Below are 22,017 nucleotides of genomic sequence, written 5' to 3'. Positions count from 1 at the left end.
CCCTAACCTGATTAGTCCATTAATTCCGACACGGCATGGCGCACGTAGGCGGTAATTTGTGCCAAATCCTCGGGGTCAGCATTGCCGCCACCAATAGAACGCACGGTGTTTTCCAGATGGCCGATATCCTGCTCGACTTTTTTAGCAATCTGAACTTTTACGATGGTATCGACCGAGGAAATAAAGGCCCGCATCACCGCTTTTAGCGCATAGATTTCACAAAAAGAGTCGTAGGCAGGCTTATCAGCGGGCACTGCGTCTACAATTTTTGCGCGCGGTGGAAGGTTTTTCAGACCGTCCACGTGTTCAATCATCAGATCAATATCTCTGATCAATTCATCAAAATTCTTTGCCACTGATTTTCCTTCGCTCGGCGAAAGCCGAAGAATACCACCGCCGTCACAAAGCGAGAAGTCAGCAAGATAGGGAAAAATGAAATTTCAGCACGCAATGATTGATCTAGCCCCTTTTTGGAGCAAACAGTCATAAAAAAACGCCCACAATCCGAAGTTTGCGGGCGTTTTAGTCAGACTGCTATCAGGCAAATCGCTGAGGATTAGGCGTTTTTAAGAGACGCCATATCCACCACGAAACGGTATTTCACGTCGCTTTTCAGCATACGTTCATAAGCCCCGTTAATGTCCTGCATGTCGATCATTTCCACATCACAACCAATGTTGTGCTCGGCGCAGAAATCCAACATTTCCTGAGTCTCAGCGATACCGCCAATCAGTGAACCGGCAACGGTTTTACGGCCACCCACCAGCTTGCCGCTGTGGATTGCAGGTTCGATTGGCTCAATCAGGCCGACCAGAATATGGGTACCGTCGCGTTTCAGCGTGGTCAGGTACGGGTTCAGGTCGTGCTGGTTTGGCACGGTATCGAGGATGAAGTCGAAGTGGTTTTTCACCGCGTCCATCTGCTTCTCATCAGTAGAAATCACAACGTGGTCAGCACCCAGACGGTAAGCTTCCTGCTCTTTACCTGCGGAACGGGTGAACAGCGTGACGTCCGCGCCCAGCGCTTTGGCAAATTTCAGGCCCATGTGGCCCAAACCGCCCAGACCGACAACGGCTACTTTATGGCCTTTACCGACTTTCCAGTGACGCAGCGGAGAATAGGTCGTGATGCCGGCACACAGCAGAGGGGCAGCAGATTTAATATCCAGCTTTTCCGATACGCGCAGCACAAACTTCTCAGAGACCACGATCTGCTCTGAGTAGCCGCCGTATGTCATCATGTTGTCATGACGATCGTAGCTGTTGTAGGTCATGGTAGCGCCTTCTTCACAGTACTGTTCCAGGCTTTCGGCGCAGGAATCACAGTGCTGACAAGAATCGACCATACAACCCACGCCGACAGTATCACCGACGCTGAAGCCTTTCACTTTGGCGCCAACCTGAGTGATGCGGCCAATGATTTCGTGTCCTGGAACCAGCGGATAGATGCTCTGGTGCCATTCATTACGCGCCTGGTGGATGTCTGAGTGGCAGACGCCGCAGTACATAATGTCGATAACTACGTCAGTATCGCGCGGCGAGCGGCGCTCAAAATTGTGGGGTGCCAATGGCGCAGTGGCTGACGTTGCAGCAAAACCTCGGACGTTAAGGGTCATGAGTTCTCTCCTGAGGGGTTATCGTTAGACGAAAATGCCAGCGCAAATTGCGCTAACGATATTAAGTATGGACCTCAGGACGGGGAATTTCGTATAACGATCCTCGCTATTACTTGCCCGAATCTGTTTTTTTCAGGATTTTTGACTAGGTAAACAGCAAGGGTGCGGTACTAACACCACACCCTTGGGGAAATATGACAAGTTTTGGTTCTGAGAGAAATAATGCCGTAAGGCGTTAAATCAGCTCGGCTTGTTTCAGTTCGCTCTTCAAATACGCGTAGTAAATCGGCGCTGCCACCACGCCCGGCAGGCCAAAGGCGGATTCAAAGATAAGCATCGCCAGCAGCACTTCCCACGACTTGGCATTAATGCGCGTGCCGACAATACGCGCATTGAGGAAGTACTCCACTTTGTGAATCACTATCAGGTATGCCAGCACCCCGACGCCCACCCACAGCGACACAGAAAGACCGACGATGAAAATCACCGTGTTGGAAATCAGGTTGCCAATAACCGGCAGCAGGCCGCAGATAAAGGTGAAAGCCACCAGCGTTTTTGCCAGCGGCAGGTGAATGCCAAACAGTGGCAGAATGCCGAACAGGAACACGCCGGAGAGCACGGTGTTAATCAGTGAGATTTGGAACTGGGCGAAGACTACGTTGCGAAACGCCTTGGCCAGCAAGCGAACGCGCTGCAACAGCTCGTTTTTCAGCGGGGCGTCTTGGCTCTCTTTGTCAGGGCGTTGCAGGGAGATAATCGCGCCCAGAATCATACCAATCAGCATAGTGACAAAGGCGTGTGCCGCGTTTTTGCCGACCGTCTGGATCATGGCGACGTGCTCGCGCACCCATTGCAGGAACTGGCGCTGTAGTTCTTCAATATTGGCGGGCAGATAATGCAACATGACCGGCGAAATGCGGCCCTGAGCATCACTCAGCAGGCGCGAAACCATGGCGTTGAAGGCCACCGGGTTCTTAATATCATCCATCAAGAAGTCGATAATCCCGGCGATTGCGAGGATTAATACGCTCACCACGATGGTGCTAATCAGCGCCACCACCAGCCAGCGGGCGCGGTCGCCACTGATAATTTTTTGGAAATGCGGCGTTAATCCATTAACCAGTTCATACACCACGAATCCGGCGATAAAGCATGCCAACAGGTGCAAAGGCAGGATCAACAGCAGCCCCCCCATCACGATAAAGAGACTTAGCCAGCGGATATGGTGTGATTTCATTAACTGCATTGTCTGCGTCCTTAACATTCAATTGCTGGGCATTGCGCCGTGCTCGGCCAACGTCCCTGCTTTTAGCATAACATCGTTATTTATGACTCAAGTCGGCGTTCGAAATATCAATAAGAAATTTTTGACAGTGGCGCACTGTCTTTTATCATAGGCATCAATCATCATGATGATTCTATTTCGATAAAGAAAATCTTAGTAACAGGCGAAGAAATGTCCGAACTGATCCGAGAAAAACTGTCCCTGCCTAACGGGCATGACAAATTACTGCTTCACTCCTGTTGCGCGCCCTGCTCCGGTGAAGTGATGGAAGCCATTCAAGCCTCTGGCATTGAATACACCATTTTCTTCTATAACCCGAATATTCACCCGCAAAAAGAATATACCCTGCGCAAAGAAGAGAATATGCGCTTTGCCGAACAGCACGGCATTCCTTTTATTGATGCCGACTACGACACCGATAATTGGTTTGAACGCGCGCGCGGCATGGAAAACGAGCCTGAACGCGGCATTCGCTGCACCATGTGTTTTGATATGCGTTTCGAGCGCACCGCGCTGTACGCCTTCGAACATGGTTTCAGCGCCATTTCCAGCTCGCTGGGTATCTCCCGCTGGAAAGACATGAAGCAGATTAACGGCTGCGGCGAACGCGCGGCGGCACCTTATCCGGGCATGGTCTACTGGGACTATAACTGGCGTAAGAAAGGCGGCTCGGCGCGCATGATTGAAATCAGCAAGCGCGAACGCTTCTATCAGCAAGAGTATTGTGGCTGCGTTTACTCGCTGCGCGACAGCAACTTGCACCGCAAGGCTCAGGGCCGCGACCTGATTAAGCTCGGCGTGAAATATTACGGCGACGAAGACGACGAATAAGCCTTAGCTATCAGCTTATTGTTCATTAACCCCGCAACCTGTCGCGCGGGGTTAATTCACTAATCTAAACTTCTCACTCCGCACAATATTCCACGCTAAATAAAACACCCAGTTAATTAGCCTGCGCTTTGTCTTAGGCTCACTTATTTTCCTCCCTGTTGTCCTGCCTGTTCTTAATTCACAGTCTTGCGCTGCGCCGAACTGCTTGGTACTTTCCGAACAAAGCTGAGCGTTATTCCTCACTGGTCTACTTTATAACTCAAGGTTATTTTGTGGTTATTTAGACAGCGACGCGCAGCTTAAAAAATATAAAGACAGGACGTCGAGTTCAATCACAGATTACAGACAACAGGGGTAGAAAATATGTGGGTATTAATAGGCATCCCGATCGTGGTGCTGGGCTTTGCGTTGCGCTTCAATCCACTTTTAGTGGTGACCATTGCCGGGATCGCCACCGGCGCGGCGGGCGGCATGCACACGGTAGATATCATCAGCGCCTTCGGTAAAGCTTTTACCGAGAACCGCTATATGGGGCTGATTTGGTTGACGCTGCCGGTGATCGCCATCCTCGAGCGCAGCGGGCTGAAAGAGCGCGCGCGCGACCTTATCTCTAAAATTCACGCCGCCACCACCGGGCGCGTGTTAATGCTCTACTTCTTCCTGCGCCAAGTCACCGCCGCGCTGGGCCTGAACTCGCTGGGCGGTCACGCGCAGATGGTGCGCCCGCTGATTGCGCCGATGGCAGAAGCCGCCGCGGTCACCAAGTACGGCGATTTACCCAACGACGTGCGGCAGAAAATCCGCGCGAACGCCGCCGCCGTGGATAACGTCGCGGTATTCTTCGGCGAAGATATCTTCATCGCCGTGCAATCTATCTTGCTGATCAAAGGCTTCTTGGATCAAAACGGCATCTTCGTCGAGCCGCTGCACCTGTCGGTGTGGGCCATCCCGACCGCCATTGCCGCGCTGATCATTCACTTTATTCGCCTGTGGCTGCTGGATCGCTCGCTGGCCAAGCGTTTTGATGCCCAGCACGGAGGTGTGGCCAAATGATCAAATTAGAATCGGTTTACATCCTCGCGGGCCTGATGTTCTGCGCCTACGCCATTTTCAATCTGTACGACAAAACCAATAACCGCCGTCTAGTCAACGCCCTGTTTTGGGGAGTTTATGGCATAACCTTCCTGTTCGGCGGCGAGCTGCCGCACTTCGTCACCGGCTGTATGGCTATCCTGCTGGCGGTGATTGCCGGGACCGGCAAGCTAGGCAAAGGCAAGTCGGACAACGATCAGCCGGAAGCCACCGCCAGACGCGAAGCCGGAGCCAAGCACTTTGGCAATAAGCTGTTCATTCCTGCCCTACTGATCCCTATCGTGACGCTAGTCGGCACCCTGACGCTAAAAAATAGCGGTCTGGTGGAAGCTAAAAACGTCACGCTTATCTCACTGGTGCTTGGCACGCTGGTCGCCTTTATCGTGGCGCTGGTGATGCTGCGCGACTCGCCGCTAAAAGCTATTAAGGCCGGTGGGCAGACCATGGACACCGTGGGCTGGGCGGCGATTTTACCGCAAATGCTCGCCGCGCTGGGCGCGCTGTTTGCTCTGGCGGGCGTCGGCGGCGTGGTAGCCGACTTGGTGAAAAGCATTATTCCACTGGGTTCGCCGCTGGCGATTATCGTGGCTTACACCTTCGGCATGGCGCTGTTTACCATGATCATGGGTAACGGCTTCGCGGCCTTCCCGGTAATGACCGCGGGTATCGGCCTGCCGCTGATCGTCAATCAGTTGGGTGGGAATCCGGCGATTATGGGCGCTATCGGCATGCTGTCCGGCTTCTGCGGCACGCTAATGACGCCAATGGCCGCCAACTTCAACATCGTGCCCGCCGCGCTGCTCGAGCTTCAGGATAAAAACGGCGTCATTAAGGCGCAGTGGCTGACCGGCGCACTGTTGCTGCTGGTGAACACCGCGCTGATGTATTTTTTCGTGTTCCGCTTCTAACCGCCCACCACGGAGAGACCTAAAATGACCATGCAACTGACGCCAGAAATGGCGTCCCGCTTTGCCCTGATGGCGCTGGACCACCTGAACCGCGAGTTCCCCAATAAGCTGATGCACGCCATGAGCGGGCCAGAAGATGCCAAAACTCCGCGCCAGCTGCACCCGATTTTCTACGGCAGCTATGACTGGCACTCCTGCGTTCACGGCTACTGGCTGCTGCTGCGCTTAATCGACAAATACCCAGAACTGCCGCAGGCCGGGCAGATTATTGCCATTGTTGAGCAGCACTTAACGGCGGAAAACGTCACCGGAGAGATGGCCTATCTACAGCAGCCGCAGCATAAAGGCTTCGAGCGCCCTTACGGCTGGGCGTGGTTCCTGCGACTGGTGCAGCAGTTGAATGCAATGAAGCTGCCACAGGCCGCCGGTTGGGCGAAAACCCTCGCGCCGATGACCCAGTTCTTCGAGCAAGCCTTCTGTGAATTCCTGCCAAAAGCGACCTATCCACTGCGCGTCGGCAGCCATTTCAACACCGCGTTTGCCCTGTCGCTGGCCCTTGAGTATTCACGCAGCGTGGGGAATCACGGCTTAACCGCGCAAATCAAAGAGGCGGCAAAACGCTGGCATTTGCAAGATGTGAACTGTCAGGCGTGGGAACCGGGCGGCGACGAGTTCTTATCGCCGTCTTTGATGGAAGCCGAATTGATGCGCCGGGTGTTGCCGCAGGCCGAATTTACCCAGTGGTTTAGCGACTTCTTGCCGGATTTGGCCCAGCGCCAGCCGCAAACGCTATTCGTGCCCGCCACGGTCACTGACCGAACTGACGGTAAGATTGGTCATTTGGACGGGCTGAACCTCAGCCGCGCATGGTGCCAACGCTCGCTGGCGGCGGCCCTGCCCTCGGGTGACTCGCGTATCGCGCCGCTGCGTGAAAGCGCCCAGCAACATTTAGACAGCGCGCTGGACCATCTCGATACCGACTACATGGGCCAACACTGGCTGGCAACCTTCGCCCTGCTGGCGCTGGAAGCCTGATAGCTTTTGTTCCCTCGCGGCTTCAGCGAATGATGCCGCGAGTGGACAGCGCGAAGAAATCCTCAAAACAATGCAGCGCGGGGTGAGTTTGGCTCAGGCGCTGCACTTCAACCTTCAACACTTCAATCGCCATACCGCAGTGATAGAGCTGCTCATACACCCGGCGCATCACCGCCTGCTGCTGTTTATCAATGGATAAATAGGCTTCCGCCAACAGGTTCAGCCCCTGCGGCACGGCGCGGTTGCCGCTGGCGCAGACGAACGGCGGGATGTCCTGCACCACGCACGATTGATCGGCAATCAGCGCCGAAAAGCCGATAATGCAAAACTGGTGAATGGCGCACATTGAGCCAACCTGCGCAAAGTCTCGCAGCACCACGTGCCCGGCAAGGGCGGTGTTATTGCCAATCTCGGTGCTGCTACCAATCAGGCAATCGTGGCCGACGTGAACATTGGAGAGCAGTCGATTTCGGTTGCCGATAATGGTGACCTGCGTCCCCTGCTGGGTGCCGCGATGAATAGTGGCGTTGCGGCCAATCTGGTTATCGTCGCCGATCTCTACTCGCGTCGGCTCGCCGCGATATTTCAAATCCTGATTCACTTCGCCAATCGAGCAAAAGCGCCCTATGTGGTTATTGCGGCCAATGCGCGTATGGCCGTTTATTACCGAGTGGGAGTCTACCACCGTCCCCTCGCCTATCTCGACGTGTTCGCCAATCAGGCAAAAGGGGCCGATGCGTACTCCCGCGCCAATCACCGCGCCGGGGAAAATAATGGCTTGAGTCGCCACAATCGCAGAATTTGAAATCAACGCTTACTCCTTCAGAGGCCGATAAAACGGGCCTCTGAGACATGCTTTCTTAAGCAAGAAAACTGACATAAATTGATGTCGCGCTGAAAAAACAGAAGGCATTCAGAAAGCACGCAGGTGGCACGGCGGCTGAGATTTACAGGCCGTACGAGCCAATGAGCATACGGGCTTACGCCGCCAAAAGACGGTTATATATTTTATTTATTTTATGAACTTTAGGCCCACGGAGTGACTGCGCAGGCAGGTTAAGGCTTTCTTAAGCTTGGATCGTTAAGGTGATGTCAGGATGAGACATTCAGTTGTTGAATTTCCCCGGCATCGACCCTTTTCGTTGGAGCACTTCTTGCGTAATTTTATTCCAAAAGTCAGTTATCTTTGGCTGACTTTGTTATTGAGTCTTTATTTTACCTTTGTCGTTAACTTCCCCATTTTATTGCACTTCTACCGGATACTTAACGCGCTGCCAGCTTACAATCTGGGCTTTGCTCTCACCATTCCGTTGGTGCTGTTTGTCGCGCTGAATTTCGTCTTCACGCCGTTTAGCTTTCGGCCATTACTTAAACCTTTCTTTATTGTCATTCTGCCGATAAGCGCCCTGGCCAGCTACGCCATGCTCAAGTATCAGGTGGTGTTTGACCGTGGGATGATTGAGAACATTGTTGAGACGCAGCAGAGCGAAGCCTCTTCTTACCTCAACCTCTCCGTGGTGCTGTGGGTGCTGTTCACCGGCCTGCTGCCCGCCGTGCTGCTGTTCTTCACGCAGGTGAGCTACCCGAAATCTGCGCTGCGCCGCCTCGGCGTGCGCCTGCTCTCCATGCTGCTGTCACTGTTGGTGGTCGCCGCCGTGGCCGGGGTGTATTACAAAGATTATGCCTCGGTGGGCCGCAGCAACCGCACGCTGAATCTGGAGATAGTGCCGACTAACTACCTCTACAGCGCCTTCCAGTATTACAACCATCGCTACTTCACTCACGAAGGGCCGTTTGAGAAAATTGGCGAGGATGCCAAGCTGGTGCAGCAACCGGCGCAAAAGCCGACGCTGATGTTCCTGGTGATTGGCGAGACGGCGCGCGAGCAGAATCAGTCTTCCGGCGGCTATAGCCAGCCGACCAACGCCTTCACGCAGAAAATCCCTGACGTGATTTACTTCAACCATACCAGTTCCTGCGGCACCGCCACGGCGGTTTCGGTGCCCTGCATGTTCTCCAATATGAAGCGCGTCGACTTCAACAATAATAAAGCGCGCAACAGCGAGGGGCTGCTGGATATCCTGCAACGCGCCGGGGTGTCCGTGTCATGGAAAGACAACGATGAAGGCTGCAAAGGGGTGTGCGACCGGGTGCCAAACGTCATTATCAGCACCGCCAAAGACAACAAACAGTGCGACGGCGACACCTGCTACGACATGGCGCTGCTGGATAACCTCGACGCCGACATCAAGCGCGACGGCAAAAACCGGCTGATTGGCCTGCACCTGATTGGCAGCCACGGGCCGACCTACTTCAAACGCTACCCGCCGGAGTTTGCGGTGTTCAAACCCGACTGCCCGCGCAGCGATATTGAAAACTGCTCGCGCGAGCAGCTGATCAACACTTATGACAACACGCTGCGCTACACCGATTACGTGGTGTCTCAGGTGATTGAAAAGGCCAAGCAGTATCAGGATAGCTACAACGTGGCGGTGATTTATCTGTCGGACCACGGCGAGTCGCTGGGGGAAAATGGCCTCTATCTGCACGGCACGCCTTACAGCGTGGCGCCGGCGGAACAGACCCACGTGCCGATGCTGTTCTGGCTGTCGCCGGGCTACGCCAGCGCCAATCGCATCAACCTGCCGTGTTTACAGGCGAAAGGCAAAAATGCCGAGGTGTCGCAGGATAATTTATTCCACACCGTGCTGGACGCGATGAACGTGCAGACCCACGAGCTGGACCCGCAGTTGAATATTTTAGGTGAGTGCAAGGCGGCTAATTAGAAGATGAAGTCGCGCGGCGTAGGCTTCAGCTTCGCCGCGCGACTTCTTTATTGCGCTAGGGTTTTCAGCAGCGCGGCGTTAAATTTCTCCGGCTCTTCCATCTGCGGCGCGTGGCCCAGCCCTTTAAACTCAATCAGCTTGGCGTGGGGGATAAGCTTGGCGGTTTGCTTGCCCAGCACATTGTAATGGCCAAGTTTGGCTTTCACCGCAGGCGGCGCGATATCACTGCCAATCGCCGTAGTGTCAGACGTACCAATCATCAGCGTGGTTGGCACCTTCAGGTCTTTAAACTCGTAGACCACCGGCTGGGTGAAAATCATGTCGTAAATTAGCGCCGAGTTCCATGCCACCAGCTTATGCCCCGGCCCGTTGTTCAGCCCCGCCAGCATGTCCACCCAGCGATCGTACTCCGGCTTCCATTTATTGACGTAATAGGTAGTCAATTCATATTGATGAATGCTGTCGGCCGAGAGTTTTAGCTCGCGGTCATACCACTGATCCACCGTGCGATAAGGCACGCCCTTGGCTTTCCAATCTTCCAGCCCAATCGGGTTGACCATCACCAGCTTTGAGACTTCACTCGGGAACATCAGGCTGTAGCGCGTCGCCAGCATGCCGCCGGTGGAGTGGCCGACAATCACCGCTTTCTTGATATTCAGTCTTTCCAGTAGCTCATGGGTATTGGTCGCCAATTGCTGGAAGCTGTACTGGTAATCGCCCGGCTTGGTGGAGCTACAAAAACCAATCTGGTCCGGGGCAATGACTCGGTAGCCCTTGCCTGCCAGCGCCTTAATGGTGTCATCCCAGGTCGCACCGCAGAAATTCTTGCCGTGCATCAGCACTACCGTCTGACCATTTTTATGGCCGACCGGCGCGACATCCATATAACCCATTTGCAGGGTTTCGCCCTGCGAGTTAAAGGAGAAGTGCTTCAACGGATAAGGATAGGTAAAACCCTCGAGCTGCGGGCCATAAGAGGGGGTATCGGCCATCGCCAGCGGGCTGAATAACAGAGAACAAAACGCGGCAGGAAGAAGAAGTTTCAATCGGGAAGGCATCACTCAATCCTTAAATCATCGCGGCCAAGCAGCCGCCTAAAAACAAATCCTACAAAGTATAAGCCACCAAAGAAATCTTAAGAATGTAAACCCTCGTGTAACAGACCCTTGATCTAAACCCGATGTGTGTGCAGAAACACCATATTTGTCTGTTTTTAAAAACAGTTTTAAACGTAATAGGTTATATTTAGCCTATTACTTCGCCGCTCCATTTTCACCACGGGACTCTTCATTTTGCTAAGAGCCAAAATCATTCGACCCTATATCCGCATCGCCGCGTCAGTGTTGATTTTCCTGCTGATCGTCGCGCTTGGCGTGGCTTCCGTGTCGTGGCAGACCTCGCAGGGGCTGCAACAAGACGGGCAGCAGCGTTTGGAGCAGGCCCTAAAACAGATTGATAAGATGTTCGATAACGCCGATCAGGCCGCCACCGCCTTACAGCCCTATCTGGGGCAAGTCTGTAGCCGCGACGTGGTGCTGGAGATGCGCCGCCAGATTGCGATTGTCCCCAACGTGCGAACAGTTAATCTGGCGAGCGGCGACACCATCTATTGCACCGCGCTGTTCGGCCCGCAACAGGGGGCGATTAATGACCAGCAATATGTCGGCGGCAAGCTATTCCTGATGACCGGCAACGCGGTCACCCCGCAGCACCCGCTGATTGCCTACCGCCAGCAACATGGCGACAACAGCATTCTGATTGGCGTGGATGGCTACTATATGCATAACATCCTCGACCTGCTTAGCACCCGCTCCTCGCTGATTATTCGCATCGGCGACCAGTGGATGGACCATCTCGGCAAGGTGCATTCCGGCAACGACAACCTTAAAGGCACGCGCCTGCATGTCGATTCCGCCCGCTATCCCTATCAACTCGCCCTGTTAGTGCAACATGCTAATCACTGGCGTTATGTGCTCGACTACTCGCCATTCAGCCTGCTGCTGTTCCCGCTGCTCGGCATATTTATGGGGCTGATGACCTATATGCTGCTGGGGCGCGTCGGCACGCCTCTGGCTATCCTCAAAGCCAGTGTCGCCAACCGCGAGTTTGTCCCCTACTTCCAGCCAGTAGTCGATGGCACCCATTACCAGCTCACAGGTTGTGAAGTGTTAATGCGCTGGCAGCATCCGCAGGCCGGGCTGGTGCCGCCTTATCAGTTTATTCCGCTGGCCGAAGGAAGCGGGATGATTGTCGAGATGACGCGCCAGTTGATGACTCAGACTCACGAGTATTTCGCCCCGCGCCTGTCGACACTGCCGGACGGCTTCCATTTTGGCTTTAACATTTGTGCCAGCCATTTCAAAGACCTGAGCCTGATTGAGGACTGCAAAACCTTCCTCGACGCCTTCAAAGGCAAAAAGATTAATCTGGTGCTGGAGTTGACCGAGCGCGAACTGATTGAGCCGAGCGACATCACCGACAGCCTGTTCAAAGCTCTGCGTCGCCTTGGGGTGTCTATCGCGCTGGATGATTTCGGCACTGGGCACTCCAGCCTGACCTACTTACAAAAATTCCATATCGACTTTTTGAAGATTGACCAGAGTTTCATCGGCCGCATCGGCACTGACGCGCTTTCCGGGCATATCGTCGATAACGTGATTGATTTAGCCAAAAGGCTAGATATGGTGATAGTGGCGGAAGGGATTGAGACGCAGGAGCAAGTCGATTACTTAACGCCGTATCATTTGGAGTTCTTCCAGGGCTACTTCTTCGGTAAACCCGTGCCGCCGGAAGCGTTCTCCAAACAGTGGTTGCAGTCCGAATCTCCTGCGCCGATAACCCTTGGCAAGGCGTAACGTGGTTTTAGTCACAGACATTTGCCGCCGTAACTGATTGAATACTCGGTGGACAGACTGAAATTGGGTATGAATTTAAATGTTCACTTTGCGAGCAAGACGATGATCAAGTGGCCGTGGAAATCGAATGAGCTTCAGACCGACAAGTGGCAACAGTGGCAAGACGCGCTGGATATTCCGCTGTTTGCCTCGCTAGACGAGCCAGAGCGCCAGCGTCTGGTGAAAGTCGCCGGTCAGCTATTGAGCCAAAAACGGCTGGTGCCGCTACAAGGCATCGAGCTGAACGAGCAGATGCAGGCGCGTATCGCCCTACTGTTCGCCCTGCCGGTGATGGAACTTGGCGCGGAGTGGCTCGACGGCTTCCACGAGATCTTGCTCTACCCCGAACCCTTTGTGGTGGATACCCCGTGGCAAGATGACAACGGGCTGGTCCACGCGGGTTCGCAAGTACACTCCGGCCAGAGCTGGGATCAGGGGCCGATTGTGCTCAACTGGCAGGATATCGAGGACTCCTTCGACACCTCGGGCTTCAACCTGATCATCCACGAAGCCGCGCATAAACTCGACCTGCGCAACGGCGGCGAAGTCAGCGGCATTCCCCCTATTCCTCTGCGCGACGTGGTGGCTTGGGAGCATGACCTGCACGCGGCAATGGAAAACTTGCAGGATGAAATCGATATGGTGGGCGAAGAAGCCGCCAGCATGGACGCCTACGCCGCCAGCGACCCGGCTGAGTGCTTCGCGGTGCTTTCCGAGTACTTCTTCAGTGCGCCAGAACTGCTTTCGAGCCGCTTCCCGCTGGTTTACGGCCATTTTAGCCGTTTTTACAAACAAGACCCGCTGGCAAGGCTGCTTCGCAACCAGCCGTGTGACGCTTAATCAGCGCTAAAACTGTGACCTCGGGACACCTTTTTTGCACTTTTCGGGCCTTTTTGCTCAGTTGCTGAACAGTCAGTCAAATAGCGCCAATTTGCCGTTGACACCTCGCAGGGCTCTAGATATCATGCGCCCCGTTCACACGATTCCTCTGTAGTTCAGTCGGTAGAACGGCGGACTGTTAATCCGTATGTCACTGGTTCGAGTCCAGTCAGAGGAGCCAAATTTAGAAAAGCCCGCTTAAGGAAACTTAAGCGGGCTTTTTGGTTTTTGTGGGTTTATCTGCCCTGCGAATTCGCAAAGACATGACTCGGGGGATAACATCTTGAGCCTATGTTCTAAACGTAAAAAAGCCCAACCAAGTTTCCCCTGAGCAGGCTTTTCACATCAGTAGGTGATTCCCTTACTGATAGGTCATTGTGAAACTGGCAGTCGCGTTCACTTCGCCGCCTTCAACGCGATCCTCAGTTTGGTAGTAACGGGCGATAAATTGCATATCCAATCCCCCTTGATCTGCGTTGTCCGTAATCAACAGCGGTGTAGCCAACTGGATCGGATTATTATTACGCTTATCAAGCAATTGAATCCCAAATCCGCTTGCACTTTTGCTGGATGAATTTAACGCAATAATATCTGGGTTATTAGGTACGGAGGTTGCATCAAATTGAATACTGACTTTGGCAAATTGGTCACAGGTTAATCCAATAGTAATATCTTTTTCTTGGAGTGTTTTCCCTACTCCCTTAAAGTCATATCTTGAGACATCACTTCCCATATCGGTTTGAATAACCGGGTTATTAACCGTACAAACATTACTAGGTTGAATCGTAGCTGTACCCATTAATGCCTTAAGAGAATCCCCGTCAGCAAGCCCCGGGCCAACAAGTCCCATAAACATCCCACTATCCAGAGTTCCCCCCTGTGAAATAATGGCCGTTTTAATCAACTCAAAAGTAAATGGCGTAAAATCAAGCACGGTAAATACGTCAGGTTGAGTCGGAAATGCTATTCCTGGCTGTGCAACGGCTCGTCCTTTGGCATCGGTCACTTTTATTCCGATCCCTGGAACATTGGATGAAAACACGTTAGTCATACCTGCGACAGGCGAGCCGGTTAACATATTAATGTAAAAAGTTTCACCTTCACTGCAACGGATAAAAGTTTTACCTGCCTGACTACTCGACAATGACTTGGTATATACAGGTGTGCCTATAGGGTCAGAGCCTTTTACCACCACGGTCCCAGGGCTGACAGTCCAGACTAAAGCAGATGTCCCCGCAGCTCTGGTACAATACGCTGCCACATCAAGACTCATAAAGAGTAGCGATATGAGAACAATAATTTTCTGATACGATTTCATATAAACCCTTTTTGTTAATCTCAGAAAAATAAAAAACCGAGATCATCTCCATTAATTAAAAATTAGATATACCGTTCAATTTCTGAATTATTTTCTCGCTAAAATCGGGGGTCACTGGGATACTTCTTCCGTGTGCCCGCCATAATCATTAATGGCGCTCCAGCTGACTTTGCCAACAGCTGAGTCAGGAACACGCATTGAATAGGTGCTGAAGGGGGCAACCATTAATGGGTTTGGTAATTCTTTCTCCCCCACCTTCACGCTGAAGAATGAAATATAATAGGCACTAGGATTAGTGAAAGTTATATGTTCTGCGCTGCGAGCCACCTGTAATTGCTTCCACGCATCGGCGGCTTTCTTCATTAATGCCGCAGGGCGATAGATCATTTTTATCCGTGTGCGTACAGATATTTGCAGGCGATTGGTATCTCGGCGACTGGCCGCAATCGACTTCACATTTAGCCAGTAGAGACTTTCGCGATCTTGCGGCATCGCCTCGGTGTTAACAATGCGCAGTTGATTCTCACCAAGAGGATCTAAACGAAATAGAGGTGGAGTGACAATAAAAGGCACTTTATTACTATTTTTTTCATCGTTATTATCAAGCCAAGACTGAATAAGATACGGTGTTTCTTTTTCCGAATTTTTAATCGATATCGCAGCCTCTCGTTTAGCTCCGTTATAGATTACTCGGGTACCACCAAACTCCACTCCCGCCATGGCATTTGCCGCCACAAGCAAAAGTATTACTGGTGGTACCAAATAACGAAAACTCCACATTTTAATTTCCTATTTAAATAAAGTGTATTAGAGAGAAACAGCGAAAATATTCTGCTGACTAGACGTGATGCTGATCAACAAAATAAAGATTCAACTTTTCCGAAAAAAGTCATATTCATTCTGTTCTATGCCGCATATGATCCCACGAAAACCACCCACTATCTAGGTGACGCACCCCCCTTGGTTTGTAGGAAAAATATGACAATAATGTAGGGGTATGGGTGATCATGAGTTTTTGCACTATTGTGATGCTCAAAAAAAAGCCTGCCCAGGTTCCCCGAGCAGGCTTTTAACTTCTTAACGCTCTATTCCAACACTCTATTCCTAACGCCAGCCCATAGCTGGTGCAACATGCTTAAGGATCGACTCGATCACGTGCACGTTGTAATCCACGCCCAACTGGTTGGGGACAGTCAGCAGAAGGGTGTCGGCTTCGGCGATGGCTTCATCTTGTTTAAGCTGTTTCACCAGCGTTTCGGGATCTGCGGCGTAGCTGCGACCGAAAATGGCGCGGGTTTGCTCATCGAGATAACCGATTTTGTCGCCATCATTACTGCTCGAACCAAAGTAGGCGCGGTCACGGTCATTCATCAGCGCAAAAATACTGCGGCTGACGGAGACTCTCGGCGCATGCTGATGCCCCGCTTCGGCCCACGCAGCACGGTAAGCCCGAATCTGCTTCGCCTGCTGAATGTGGAACGGCTCGCCGGTTTCATCAAATTTCAGGGTCGAGCTTTGCAGATGCATCCCAAGCTTGGCGGCCCAAATTGAGGTCGCATTGGTTGCAGCCCCCCACCAGATGCGCTCACGCAGGCCAGCCGAATAAGGCTCTGGGCGCAGTAAGCCCGGTGGGTTAGGGAACATCGGCTGCGGATGCGGCTCGGCAAACCCCTTCCCGCGTATCACTTCTAAAAACTCTTCAGTATGGCGACGCGCCATATCGGTGTCGGTTTCCCCCTCGGCAGGTTGGAAACCAAAGTGACGCCAGCCGTCAATCACCTGCTCGGGCGAACCACGGCTAATACCCAGCTGCAAACGCCCGCCGGAGATCAAATCTGCGGCGCTGGCGCTTTCAGCCATGTACAGCGGATTCTCATAGCGCATGTCGATCACGCCGGTACCAATCTCAATCTTGCTGGTTTTTGCGCCGATGGCCGCCAGCAGAGGGAAAGGCGAACTCAGTTGGCGAGCAAAGTGGTGAACGCGGAAATATGCACCATCTGCGCCCAGCTCTTCAGCCGCTACGGCGAGATCAATGGACTGCAGCAGCACGTCAGACGCCGAGCGGGTGGCCGACTGTGGTGATGGCGTCCAGTGGCCGAACGATAAAAAGCCAATCTTTTTCATAGTAAAAGTATCCTCAGATTCCGGCCTATCCCGAGAGGATATGGCGCAGCGATACCCTTACTCTACGCCTATCAGGATGAGAATAAATTTCATTTATTTAACCTAAGGGTTCAGTTTATTTGATGAATATTGGCGGAATATCGCGCGTTTTTGCGCAGTCTGCACAAATTGTCTCCCATCAGATTGTTCAAGCTAAAAAACCTTTGCTATCAACAATCTCACTCGCTATTATTCGCCCCGTTCACACGATTCCTCTGTAGTTCAGTCGGTAGAACGGCGGACTGTTAATCCGTATGTCACTGGTTCGAGTCCAGTCAGAGGAGCCAATTTAGAGAAACCAGATGCCTTACAGCATCTGGTTTTTTGCTTTTTATGGTTCGACTATCCCTTCCTAACATCTACACTTTTCTACGAAAAAACCGTTCGAAGCTAGATTCTTAAGCTAAATAAAATGGGATAAAGCAGGTTCATTTTTGCTTTGAATGCCAGATAGCCATCTAACTTACCCTGTGGCAAACTTAAGTTTTTCTAAAGAACAGGAATTCCGCTCAATGTCCGAGAGCCAAGCAACCTGCCGCTTTACCGAAGGGAGTATCAAGCTTCCTGACCATTATCAGGATCGTACGGTTAATGTTTTCACTCTTTCTGGTGAAAATACGCCCGCCTTTAATATCTCTCGCGACATCTTGAATGACGGTGAGACACTTTCTGACTACATCGACAAGCAGCTCGCACTGTTGAAGAAGCACCTTAAAGGCTGGAAAGAACAGCTGCGTGAAGCTGCAGTACTTGGCGATAACCTGTTACAAGGTGAATGCGTACACGCCAGCTACCTGCGTGACGGCAGAAGAACCTTTCAGCAGCAGGCGGTATTCAATACAGCAGAAAATCATATTCTGGTCTTCACCATGACCTCTACTGCCACCCTGACTGATGCAGACAGTCAGGTCTTCAATACTCTGCTCAACAGCTTTCGTTTTGACGCTTAACAATTAAGGACTTTTGTTATGTTTGAGGCAGCACGTGTCGGGGACGATATCGGTCATTCCCATGCTCTTGCAGGGATGATTGCCGGAACGATAGTCGGCGGACTCATTGCTGCAGTTGGAGGTATTGCTGCCGGGGCATTGATGGTGGCCGGTATTGGTGCTTCATGTCTCGGCATTGGCGTGCTGCTTGTGGGGGCCAGCTTGGCGGTCGGTTATCTGACGGGCGAATTGGCAACTGGCGCCAGAGACAGCATCGCCGGTGCTGGAGCCGCCAGCATGACGAAGAAAGGTACTCTGATCACCGGCTCGCCTGATGTATTCATTAATGGTAAACCGGCGGTTATTGCCACTAATAGTATGGTGGACTGCTCTGACGACGGTTCACAGCAGATGGCGGAGGGCTCATCTCGAGTATTTATCAACGGTCTTCCTGCAACCCGTATCGGTGACCAGACTACTTGTGGCGCGAAGGTCATGACAGGGTCTGGCGACGTTCGCATCGGTGGTGACCCACAGCAGACTCTCCCAATCCATTCTGAAGTTCCTGAATTCCTCTATAAAGCCTCGGATCTCACTCTGCTCTTTGCCGGTCTGGCGGGTGGCTGGGGCGGTGCCGCAGGGAAAATCGGCGCGCTGGGTAAATGGCTCAGTAAGATCCCCGGAGTCAACAAACTGGCACGCATCGCCTGTCGCGCCGGGGTATTAATGACCGGAGCCGCCGCCGTGGGGATCATTGCCCGCCCGGTGGATATTGTTAGCGGCCAGAAATTTCTTTCCGGCGAAGACGAGCTCGACTTCGTGCTCCCCTCACGCCTGCCGATACGCTGGCAACGTTACTGGCGCAGCGGCAATCCAGGCGATAGCATACTTGGTCGTGGCTGGAATCTTTTCTGGGAAACACGCCTCGAAAAATATCAGGAAGGCTTGGTGTGGCGAGCGCCTTCAGGTGACTACATTTCATTCCCTCTGGTACCAAAAGGTCAAAGGACCTTCTGTGAACCGGAAAAGCGCTGGCTTGAGCACCATCAGGACGATACTTGGTCAGTCTATGATATCAGCGGCGAGCGTTGGCATTTCCAGCCACTAAAAGGCGATAACCCTTCCCTGCCCCTACGGCTCACCGAACCCTGCGGCAACGATATCCTCTTTGAGTGGAATGACCGACAAACGCTGCATGCCCTCACTGACAGCGCAGGGCAACGAGTGGTCTGCCGGTACCAGAACCTGAATGGAAACGTCCGCCTTGCAGGTGCTTGGCTGGATGATGAAGTCTGTCTGGTCAGTTACGATTACGACAATAAAGAACGACTAAACACCGTCATCGGACGCGGTGGGTTGGTTCGTCGACGCTTCAGCTGGTATGACGACGGCGACGGTACGGACTTACTGCGCAGTCATCAAGACAGCAACGGCCTGCTGAGTGAATATCAGTGGCAGGAAATGAATGGTTTGCCTCGAGTGGTGGCCTTCCGCCATAGCGCTGGTGAGCAGCTGAATTTCAAATATGACTTTGAGAACGGCAGGCGCTACGCCACACGCGATGATGGCGCTCAGGCAAGCTGGCTGGTTGACGACGATGAAAATGTCGCGAGCTTCATCGACTACGATGGCCATCAAACCAGCTTCGTTTACCGCAATGGAGAGCTGTGCGACGTTATCCTGTCTGACGGTGCCATGCGCCGGAGCCAATGGGATCGCTTTGGTCGCATGACCTGCGAAACTGATCCGGCTGGTCGCACCACGCATTATCACTGGTTCCGTAATACAGATCGTATTGCGCAGACGGTTTATCCAGATCTAACTGCCACACGTGCCACTTATGACCTAAAAGGTCGCTTGCTGGCCGAAATCGACGCGCTTAACCGTTCAACGACTTACCGCTATCCGGATGAGGAAGAGCCTCTGCCAGAGGTTATTACCGATGCGAACGGCGGTGATGTTCTGCTGGCATGGAACCGACAGGGGCTACTAATAAAGCGCACTGACTGCTCCGGTAGCGTGACCCGCTTCTCCTATGACCGGTTCGGTCAGCTTGTCAGCAGTGAGGACGCCGAGGGTAACATCACCCACCGCGAGTGGAATCGCACCGGCCAGCTTGCTGCCGTTATCCGCGCTGACGGTAGCCAAGAGACGCTAATGTGGAATGAGCGTGGCCAGCTTACGGCGTGGCGTGATCCACTGGAAAGCGAGACTCGCTGGCAGTACAACGCACTAGGATTGCCGGAGAGCCAAATCGACCGCATCGGTATCACCCGCCGCTGGTACTATGATGCCCGTGGCAACCTAATGCGACTGGAAAACGGCAACGGCGGCGAGTACCGGTTTACATATGACCCCACAGGACGCCCGTTGAGTGAAGTCCGCCCGGATGAGACATCCCGGCAGATGGAATGGAACGAACGGGGGCTGCTCAGTTCCCTGCTGGAAAGCGGCAGATCGGACAACGACGGCGGCATTCCCCGGCGTGTTCAGACGTTCAGCTATGACAACAGCGGCCTGCTGACCGGGCGCATCACACGAGACGTGGAATACCGCTACCAACGCAACATTAGCGGTCAGCTCACCGGACTGGTACGCACACCAACCGCAGAGGGAGTGGCGCTGGGAATTGAAGTGGATGAGATAAAGTTCAGCCATGACGTTGCAGGCCGAGTTATCAGTGAAGCCGGCATTAATGGTGAACTGCACTATCAGTACGATGCCCTCGATAACCTCACTGAACTGACCTTACCCTGTAGCCAGCAGGTCAGTTGGCTACACTATGGCTCCGGTCATGTCAGCGCCATCCGCTTTAATCAGCAGATGATCAGCGAATTCACCCGCGACCGCCTGCACCGCGAAGTGTCCCGCAGTCAGGGCAGACGTGAACAGACGCGGCAATATGACAGACTGGGTCGCCGTACTCTGCAACTAACCTCGTTCGTCACGCAGCCTGAACTGCCAGAGCAGGCAATACTTGAACGCGCCTTCCACTATACCGGGCGGGGCGAACTGTCTGACGTCAGCGACACACTGCGTGGCAACACGCTTTATGGCTATGATGAAGAAGGTCGTCTTCTCAGGCATTACGAAGCCCGTCCGGGCCACAACACTCGGGCGTTTCGCTACGACGCAGCAGATAATCTGCTGCCGGACGATTACCTACCCGCCCTGCCGCTGACGGATAACCGCCTCACACAGTGGCAGAACCTGTTTATGAAATATGACTGGTGGGGCAATCTGGTCAGCCGGCGCAGCGGTCTGCATGAACAGCACTACGAATACGATGCGGAAAACCGGCTGATAAGGGCCGAAGGCACCGGGCCCGAAGGCCGCTTCACGGCTCACTACCATTATGATGCGCTGGGCAGGCGTATCCGTAAAACGGTGACCACGCAGCGCGGCACCACCGCGACCCGCTTCCTGTGGCAGGGCTACCGGCTGTTGCAGGAACAGCAACAGAACGGCCAGTGCCAGACATATATTTACGACCCGAACGAGACATATAGCCCGTTGGCGCGTGTTGACCATCTGGATGCGGATAAACAGGGAGATATTTACTGGTTCAGCACCGACCTGAATGGTGCACCGCTGGATATTACCGATGAAAACGGCGACCTGCGCTGGAGTGGCCACTACGGCAGCTTTGGAGAGGTCACCCGGCAGTCAGAAGGCTTTCACCGCCTAGCCCGGCATAGCGCCCTGCACCATCAGCCTCTGCGTTACGCCGGGCAGTACGCTGACAGTGAGACGGGGCTACACTATAATCTTTTCAGGTATTACGACCCGCAGGTTGGACGGTTTACCGTTCAGGACCCTATAGGATTGCTGGGAGGCTGGAATCTTTATCAGTATGCGCCGAATCCGCTGGGGTGGATTGATCCGTTAGGCCTTTACAAAGGCGAAGGTGAGAGAGGGCTAGGTAAATATCATGTATTCCATGAACATACGCTTGATTTTTCGGAATATGACTTAAAAGACAGCGAGCATTTCAGAAGGGGTAATCAGTCTGTCTATGAACGGTTGCAGAGAGATTCGGTATTTAAGCAGGAAATGCAGACGAAATATCCCGGCGTTGTAGAGCATGTACAGCCGAATTCAAGGGGAAATTTTAGCAAATATTCTCCTCCTGATATGACTTGGCATCATGAAAACCAGCCGGGAGTATTAAGCTTGGTCGATTACAATGACCATAAATCGTATCATAAAATCTATCATCCAGATGGCTCCGGTGGCCGCCATAAATGGGGTGGTGGAAAAACATGTCGCTAATGAGGAT

17 protein-coding genes and 2 tRNA genes are annotated in these 22,017 nt (G+C 53.0%); 11 read left to right on the top strand and 8 right to left on the bottom strand.

From position 1 onward, the window contains the following. Nucleotides 1–11: 11 nt before the first annotated feature. The 3 genes from GEAM_RS06030 to GEAM_RS06020 form a co-directional block, all read right to left on the bottom strand. Complete coding sequence (locus GEAM_RS06030; RefSeq protein ID WP_034789488.1) at nucleotides 12–356, bottom strand: hypothetical protein; 345 nt, start codon at nucleotides 354–356, stop codon at nucleotides 12–14. A 200-nt stretch (nucleotides 357–556) separates the two neighbouring features. Further along, a complete protein-coding gene (locus tag GEAM_RS06025) occupies nucleotides 557–1,615 on the bottom strand; it encodes an NAD(P)-dependent alcohol dehydrogenase (RefSeq protein WP_034789486.1) in 1,059 nt (352 codons plus the stop codon). A gap of 235 nt (nucleotides 1,616–1,850) precedes the next feature. Then, nucleotides 1,851–2,861, bottom strand: a complete 1,011-nt coding sequence (locus GEAM_RS06020) for an AI-2E family transporter (protein WP_034789483.1) — start codon at nucleotides 2,859–2,861, stop codon at nucleotides 1,851–1,853. A gap of 210 nt (nucleotides 2,862–3,071) precedes the next feature. Here GEAM_RS06020 and GEAM_RS06015 point away from each other — a divergent pair, with 210 nt between their 5' ends. The 4 genes from GEAM_RS06015 to GEAM_RS06000 all read left to right on the top strand — a co-directional run bounded on the left by GEAM_RS06015 (nucleotide 3,072) and on the right by GEAM_RS06000 (nucleotide 6,766). After that, on the top strand, nucleotides 3,072–3,731 hold the full coding sequence (locus tag GEAM_RS06015) for an epoxyqueuosine reductase QueH (RefSeq protein ID WP_034789481.1): 660 nt from the start codon (nucleotides 3,072–3,074) through the stop codon (nucleotides 3,729–3,731). 363 nt (nucleotides 3,732–4,094) lie between these two features. After that, complete coding sequence (locus GEAM_RS06010; protein WP_034789479.1) at nucleotides 4,095–4,784, top strand: DUF969 domain-containing protein; 690 nt, start codon at nucleotides 4,095–4,097, stop codon at nucleotides 4,782–4,784. After that, nucleotides 4,781–5,731, top strand: coding sequence for a DUF979 domain-containing protein (locus tag GEAM_RS06005; protein ID WP_034789478.1), 951 nt, complete (start codon nucleotides 4,781–4,783; stop codon nucleotides 5,729–5,731). Before GEAM_RS06010 ends, GEAM_RS06005 begins: the two co-directional genes overlap by 4 nt. Nucleotides 5,732–5,761: 30 nt before the next feature. Beyond that, nucleotides 5,762–6,766 carry a DUF2891 domain-containing protein gene (locus tag GEAM_RS06000; protein WP_419471225.1) on the top strand — a complete coding sequence of 335 codons (1,005 nt, stop codon included), beginning with the start codon at nucleotides 5,762–5,764 and terminating at the stop codon, nucleotides 6,764–6,766. Between the two features lie 22 nt (nucleotides 6,767–6,788). Here the strand turns inward: GEAM_RS06000 and lpxA are convergent, their stop codons facing one another. Further along, nucleotides 6,789–7,577, bottom strand: coding sequence for an acyl-ACP--UDP-N-acetylglucosamine O-acyltransferase (lpxA, locus tag GEAM_RS05995; protein ID WP_034789476.1), 789 nt, complete (start codon nucleotides 7,575–7,577; stop codon nucleotides 6,789–6,791). 343 nt (nucleotides 7,578–7,920) lie between these two features. Here lpxA and GEAM_RS05990 point away from each other — a divergent pair, with 343 nt between their 5' ends. Then, nucleotides 7,921–9,552, top strand: a complete 1,632-nt coding sequence (locus GEAM_RS05990) for a phosphoethanolamine transferase (RefSeq protein ID WP_034789475.1) — start codon at nucleotides 7,921–7,923, stop codon at nucleotides 9,550–9,552. Between the two features lie 47 nt (nucleotides 9,553–9,599). On the opposite strand, the gene GEAM_RS05985 is transcribed toward GEAM_RS05990, so the two are convergent. Next, nucleotides 9,600–10,610, bottom strand: coding sequence for an alpha/beta fold hydrolase (locus GEAM_RS05985; protein ID WP_034789473.1), 1,011 nt, complete (start codon nucleotides 10,608–10,610; stop codon nucleotides 9,600–9,602). A 234-nt stretch (nucleotides 10,611–10,844) separates the two neighbouring features. On the opposite strand from GEAM_RS05985, the gene GEAM_RS05980 reads away from it, so the two are divergent. The 3 genes from GEAM_RS05980 (at nucleotide 10,845) to GEAM_RS05970 (ending at nucleotide 13,506) form a co-directional block, all read left to right on the top strand. Beyond that, complete coding sequence (locus GEAM_RS05980) at nucleotides 10,845–12,407, top strand: EAL domain-containing protein (protein WP_128124538.1); 1,563 nt, start codon at nucleotides 10,845–10,847, stop codon at nucleotides 12,405–12,407. 102 nt (nucleotides 12,408–12,509) lie between these two features. Further along, nucleotides 12,510–13,286: a DgsA anti-repressor MtfA gene (gene mtfA / locus GEAM_RS05975; RefSeq protein ID WP_034789519.1), complete on the top strand. Its 777-nt coding sequence runs from the start codon at nucleotides 12,510–12,512 to the stop codon at nucleotides 13,284–13,286. A 144-nt stretch (nucleotides 13,287–13,430) separates the two neighbouring features. After that, nucleotides 13,431–13,506: transfer RNA gene (locus GEAM_RS05970), tRNA-Asn, on the top strand. 180 nt (nucleotides 13,507–13,686) lie between these two features. Here the strand turns inward: GEAM_RS05970 and GEAM_RS05965 are convergent. From GEAM_RS05965 to GEAM_RS05955, 3 genes are all read right to left on the bottom strand, one after another. Then, nucleotides 13,687–14,643 carry a fimbrial protein gene (locus GEAM_RS05965; protein ID WP_034789471.1) on the bottom strand — a complete coding sequence of 319 codons (957 nt, stop codon included), beginning with the start codon at nucleotides 14,641–14,643 and terminating at the stop codon, nucleotides 13,687–13,689. 111 nt (nucleotides 14,644–14,754) lie between these two features. Then, the gene (locus GEAM_RS05960) at nucleotides 14,755–15,423 is read right to left on the bottom strand and encodes a fimbrial biogenesis chaperone (RefSeq protein ID WP_051899421.1); all 669 of its coding nucleotides are present in this window, start codon (nucleotides 15,421–15,423) and stop codon (nucleotides 14,755–14,757) included. A gap of 324 nt (nucleotides 15,424–15,747) precedes the next feature. Continuing rightward, nucleotides 15,748–16,770 (bottom strand): LLM class flavin-dependent oxidoreductase, encoded by a 1,023-nt coding sequence (locus tag GEAM_RS05955; protein ID WP_034789470.1) that lies wholly within the window; start codon nucleotides 16,768–16,770, stop codon nucleotides 15,748–15,750. 250 nt (nucleotides 16,771–17,020) lie between these two features. On the opposite strand from GEAM_RS05955, the gene GEAM_RS05950 reads away from it, so the two are divergent. The 3 genes from GEAM_RS05950 to GEAM_RS05940 all read left to right on the top strand — a co-directional run bounded on the left by GEAM_RS05950 (nucleotide 17,021) and on the right by GEAM_RS05940 (nucleotide 22,010). Then, nucleotides 17,021–17,096 (top strand) — tRNA-Asn (locus GEAM_RS05950). Between the two features lie 225 nt (nucleotides 17,097–17,321). Further along, entirely contained in the window at nucleotides 17,322–17,759 is a 438-nt protein-coding gene (locus tag GEAM_RS05945; RefSeq protein WP_034789468.1) for a DcrB-related protein, read from the top strand. Between the two features lie 18 nt (nucleotides 17,760–17,777). Beyond that, nucleotides 17,778–22,010: an RHS repeat-associated core domain-containing protein gene (locus GEAM_RS05940; RefSeq protein ID WP_034789467.1), complete on the top strand. Its 4,233-nt coding sequence runs from the start codon at nucleotides 17,778–17,780 to the stop codon at nucleotides 22,008–22,010. The last annotated feature ends 7 nt before the right edge of the window (nucleotides 22,011–22,017 follow it).

The organism is Ewingella americana ATCC 33852 (genome assembly GCF_000735345.1).
Classification (GTDB): domain Bacteria; phylum Pseudomonadota; class Gammaproteobacteria; order Enterobacterales; family Enterobacteriaceae; genus Ewingella; species Ewingella americana.
This window is presented reverse-complemented; position numbering and strand designations above follow the sequence as displayed.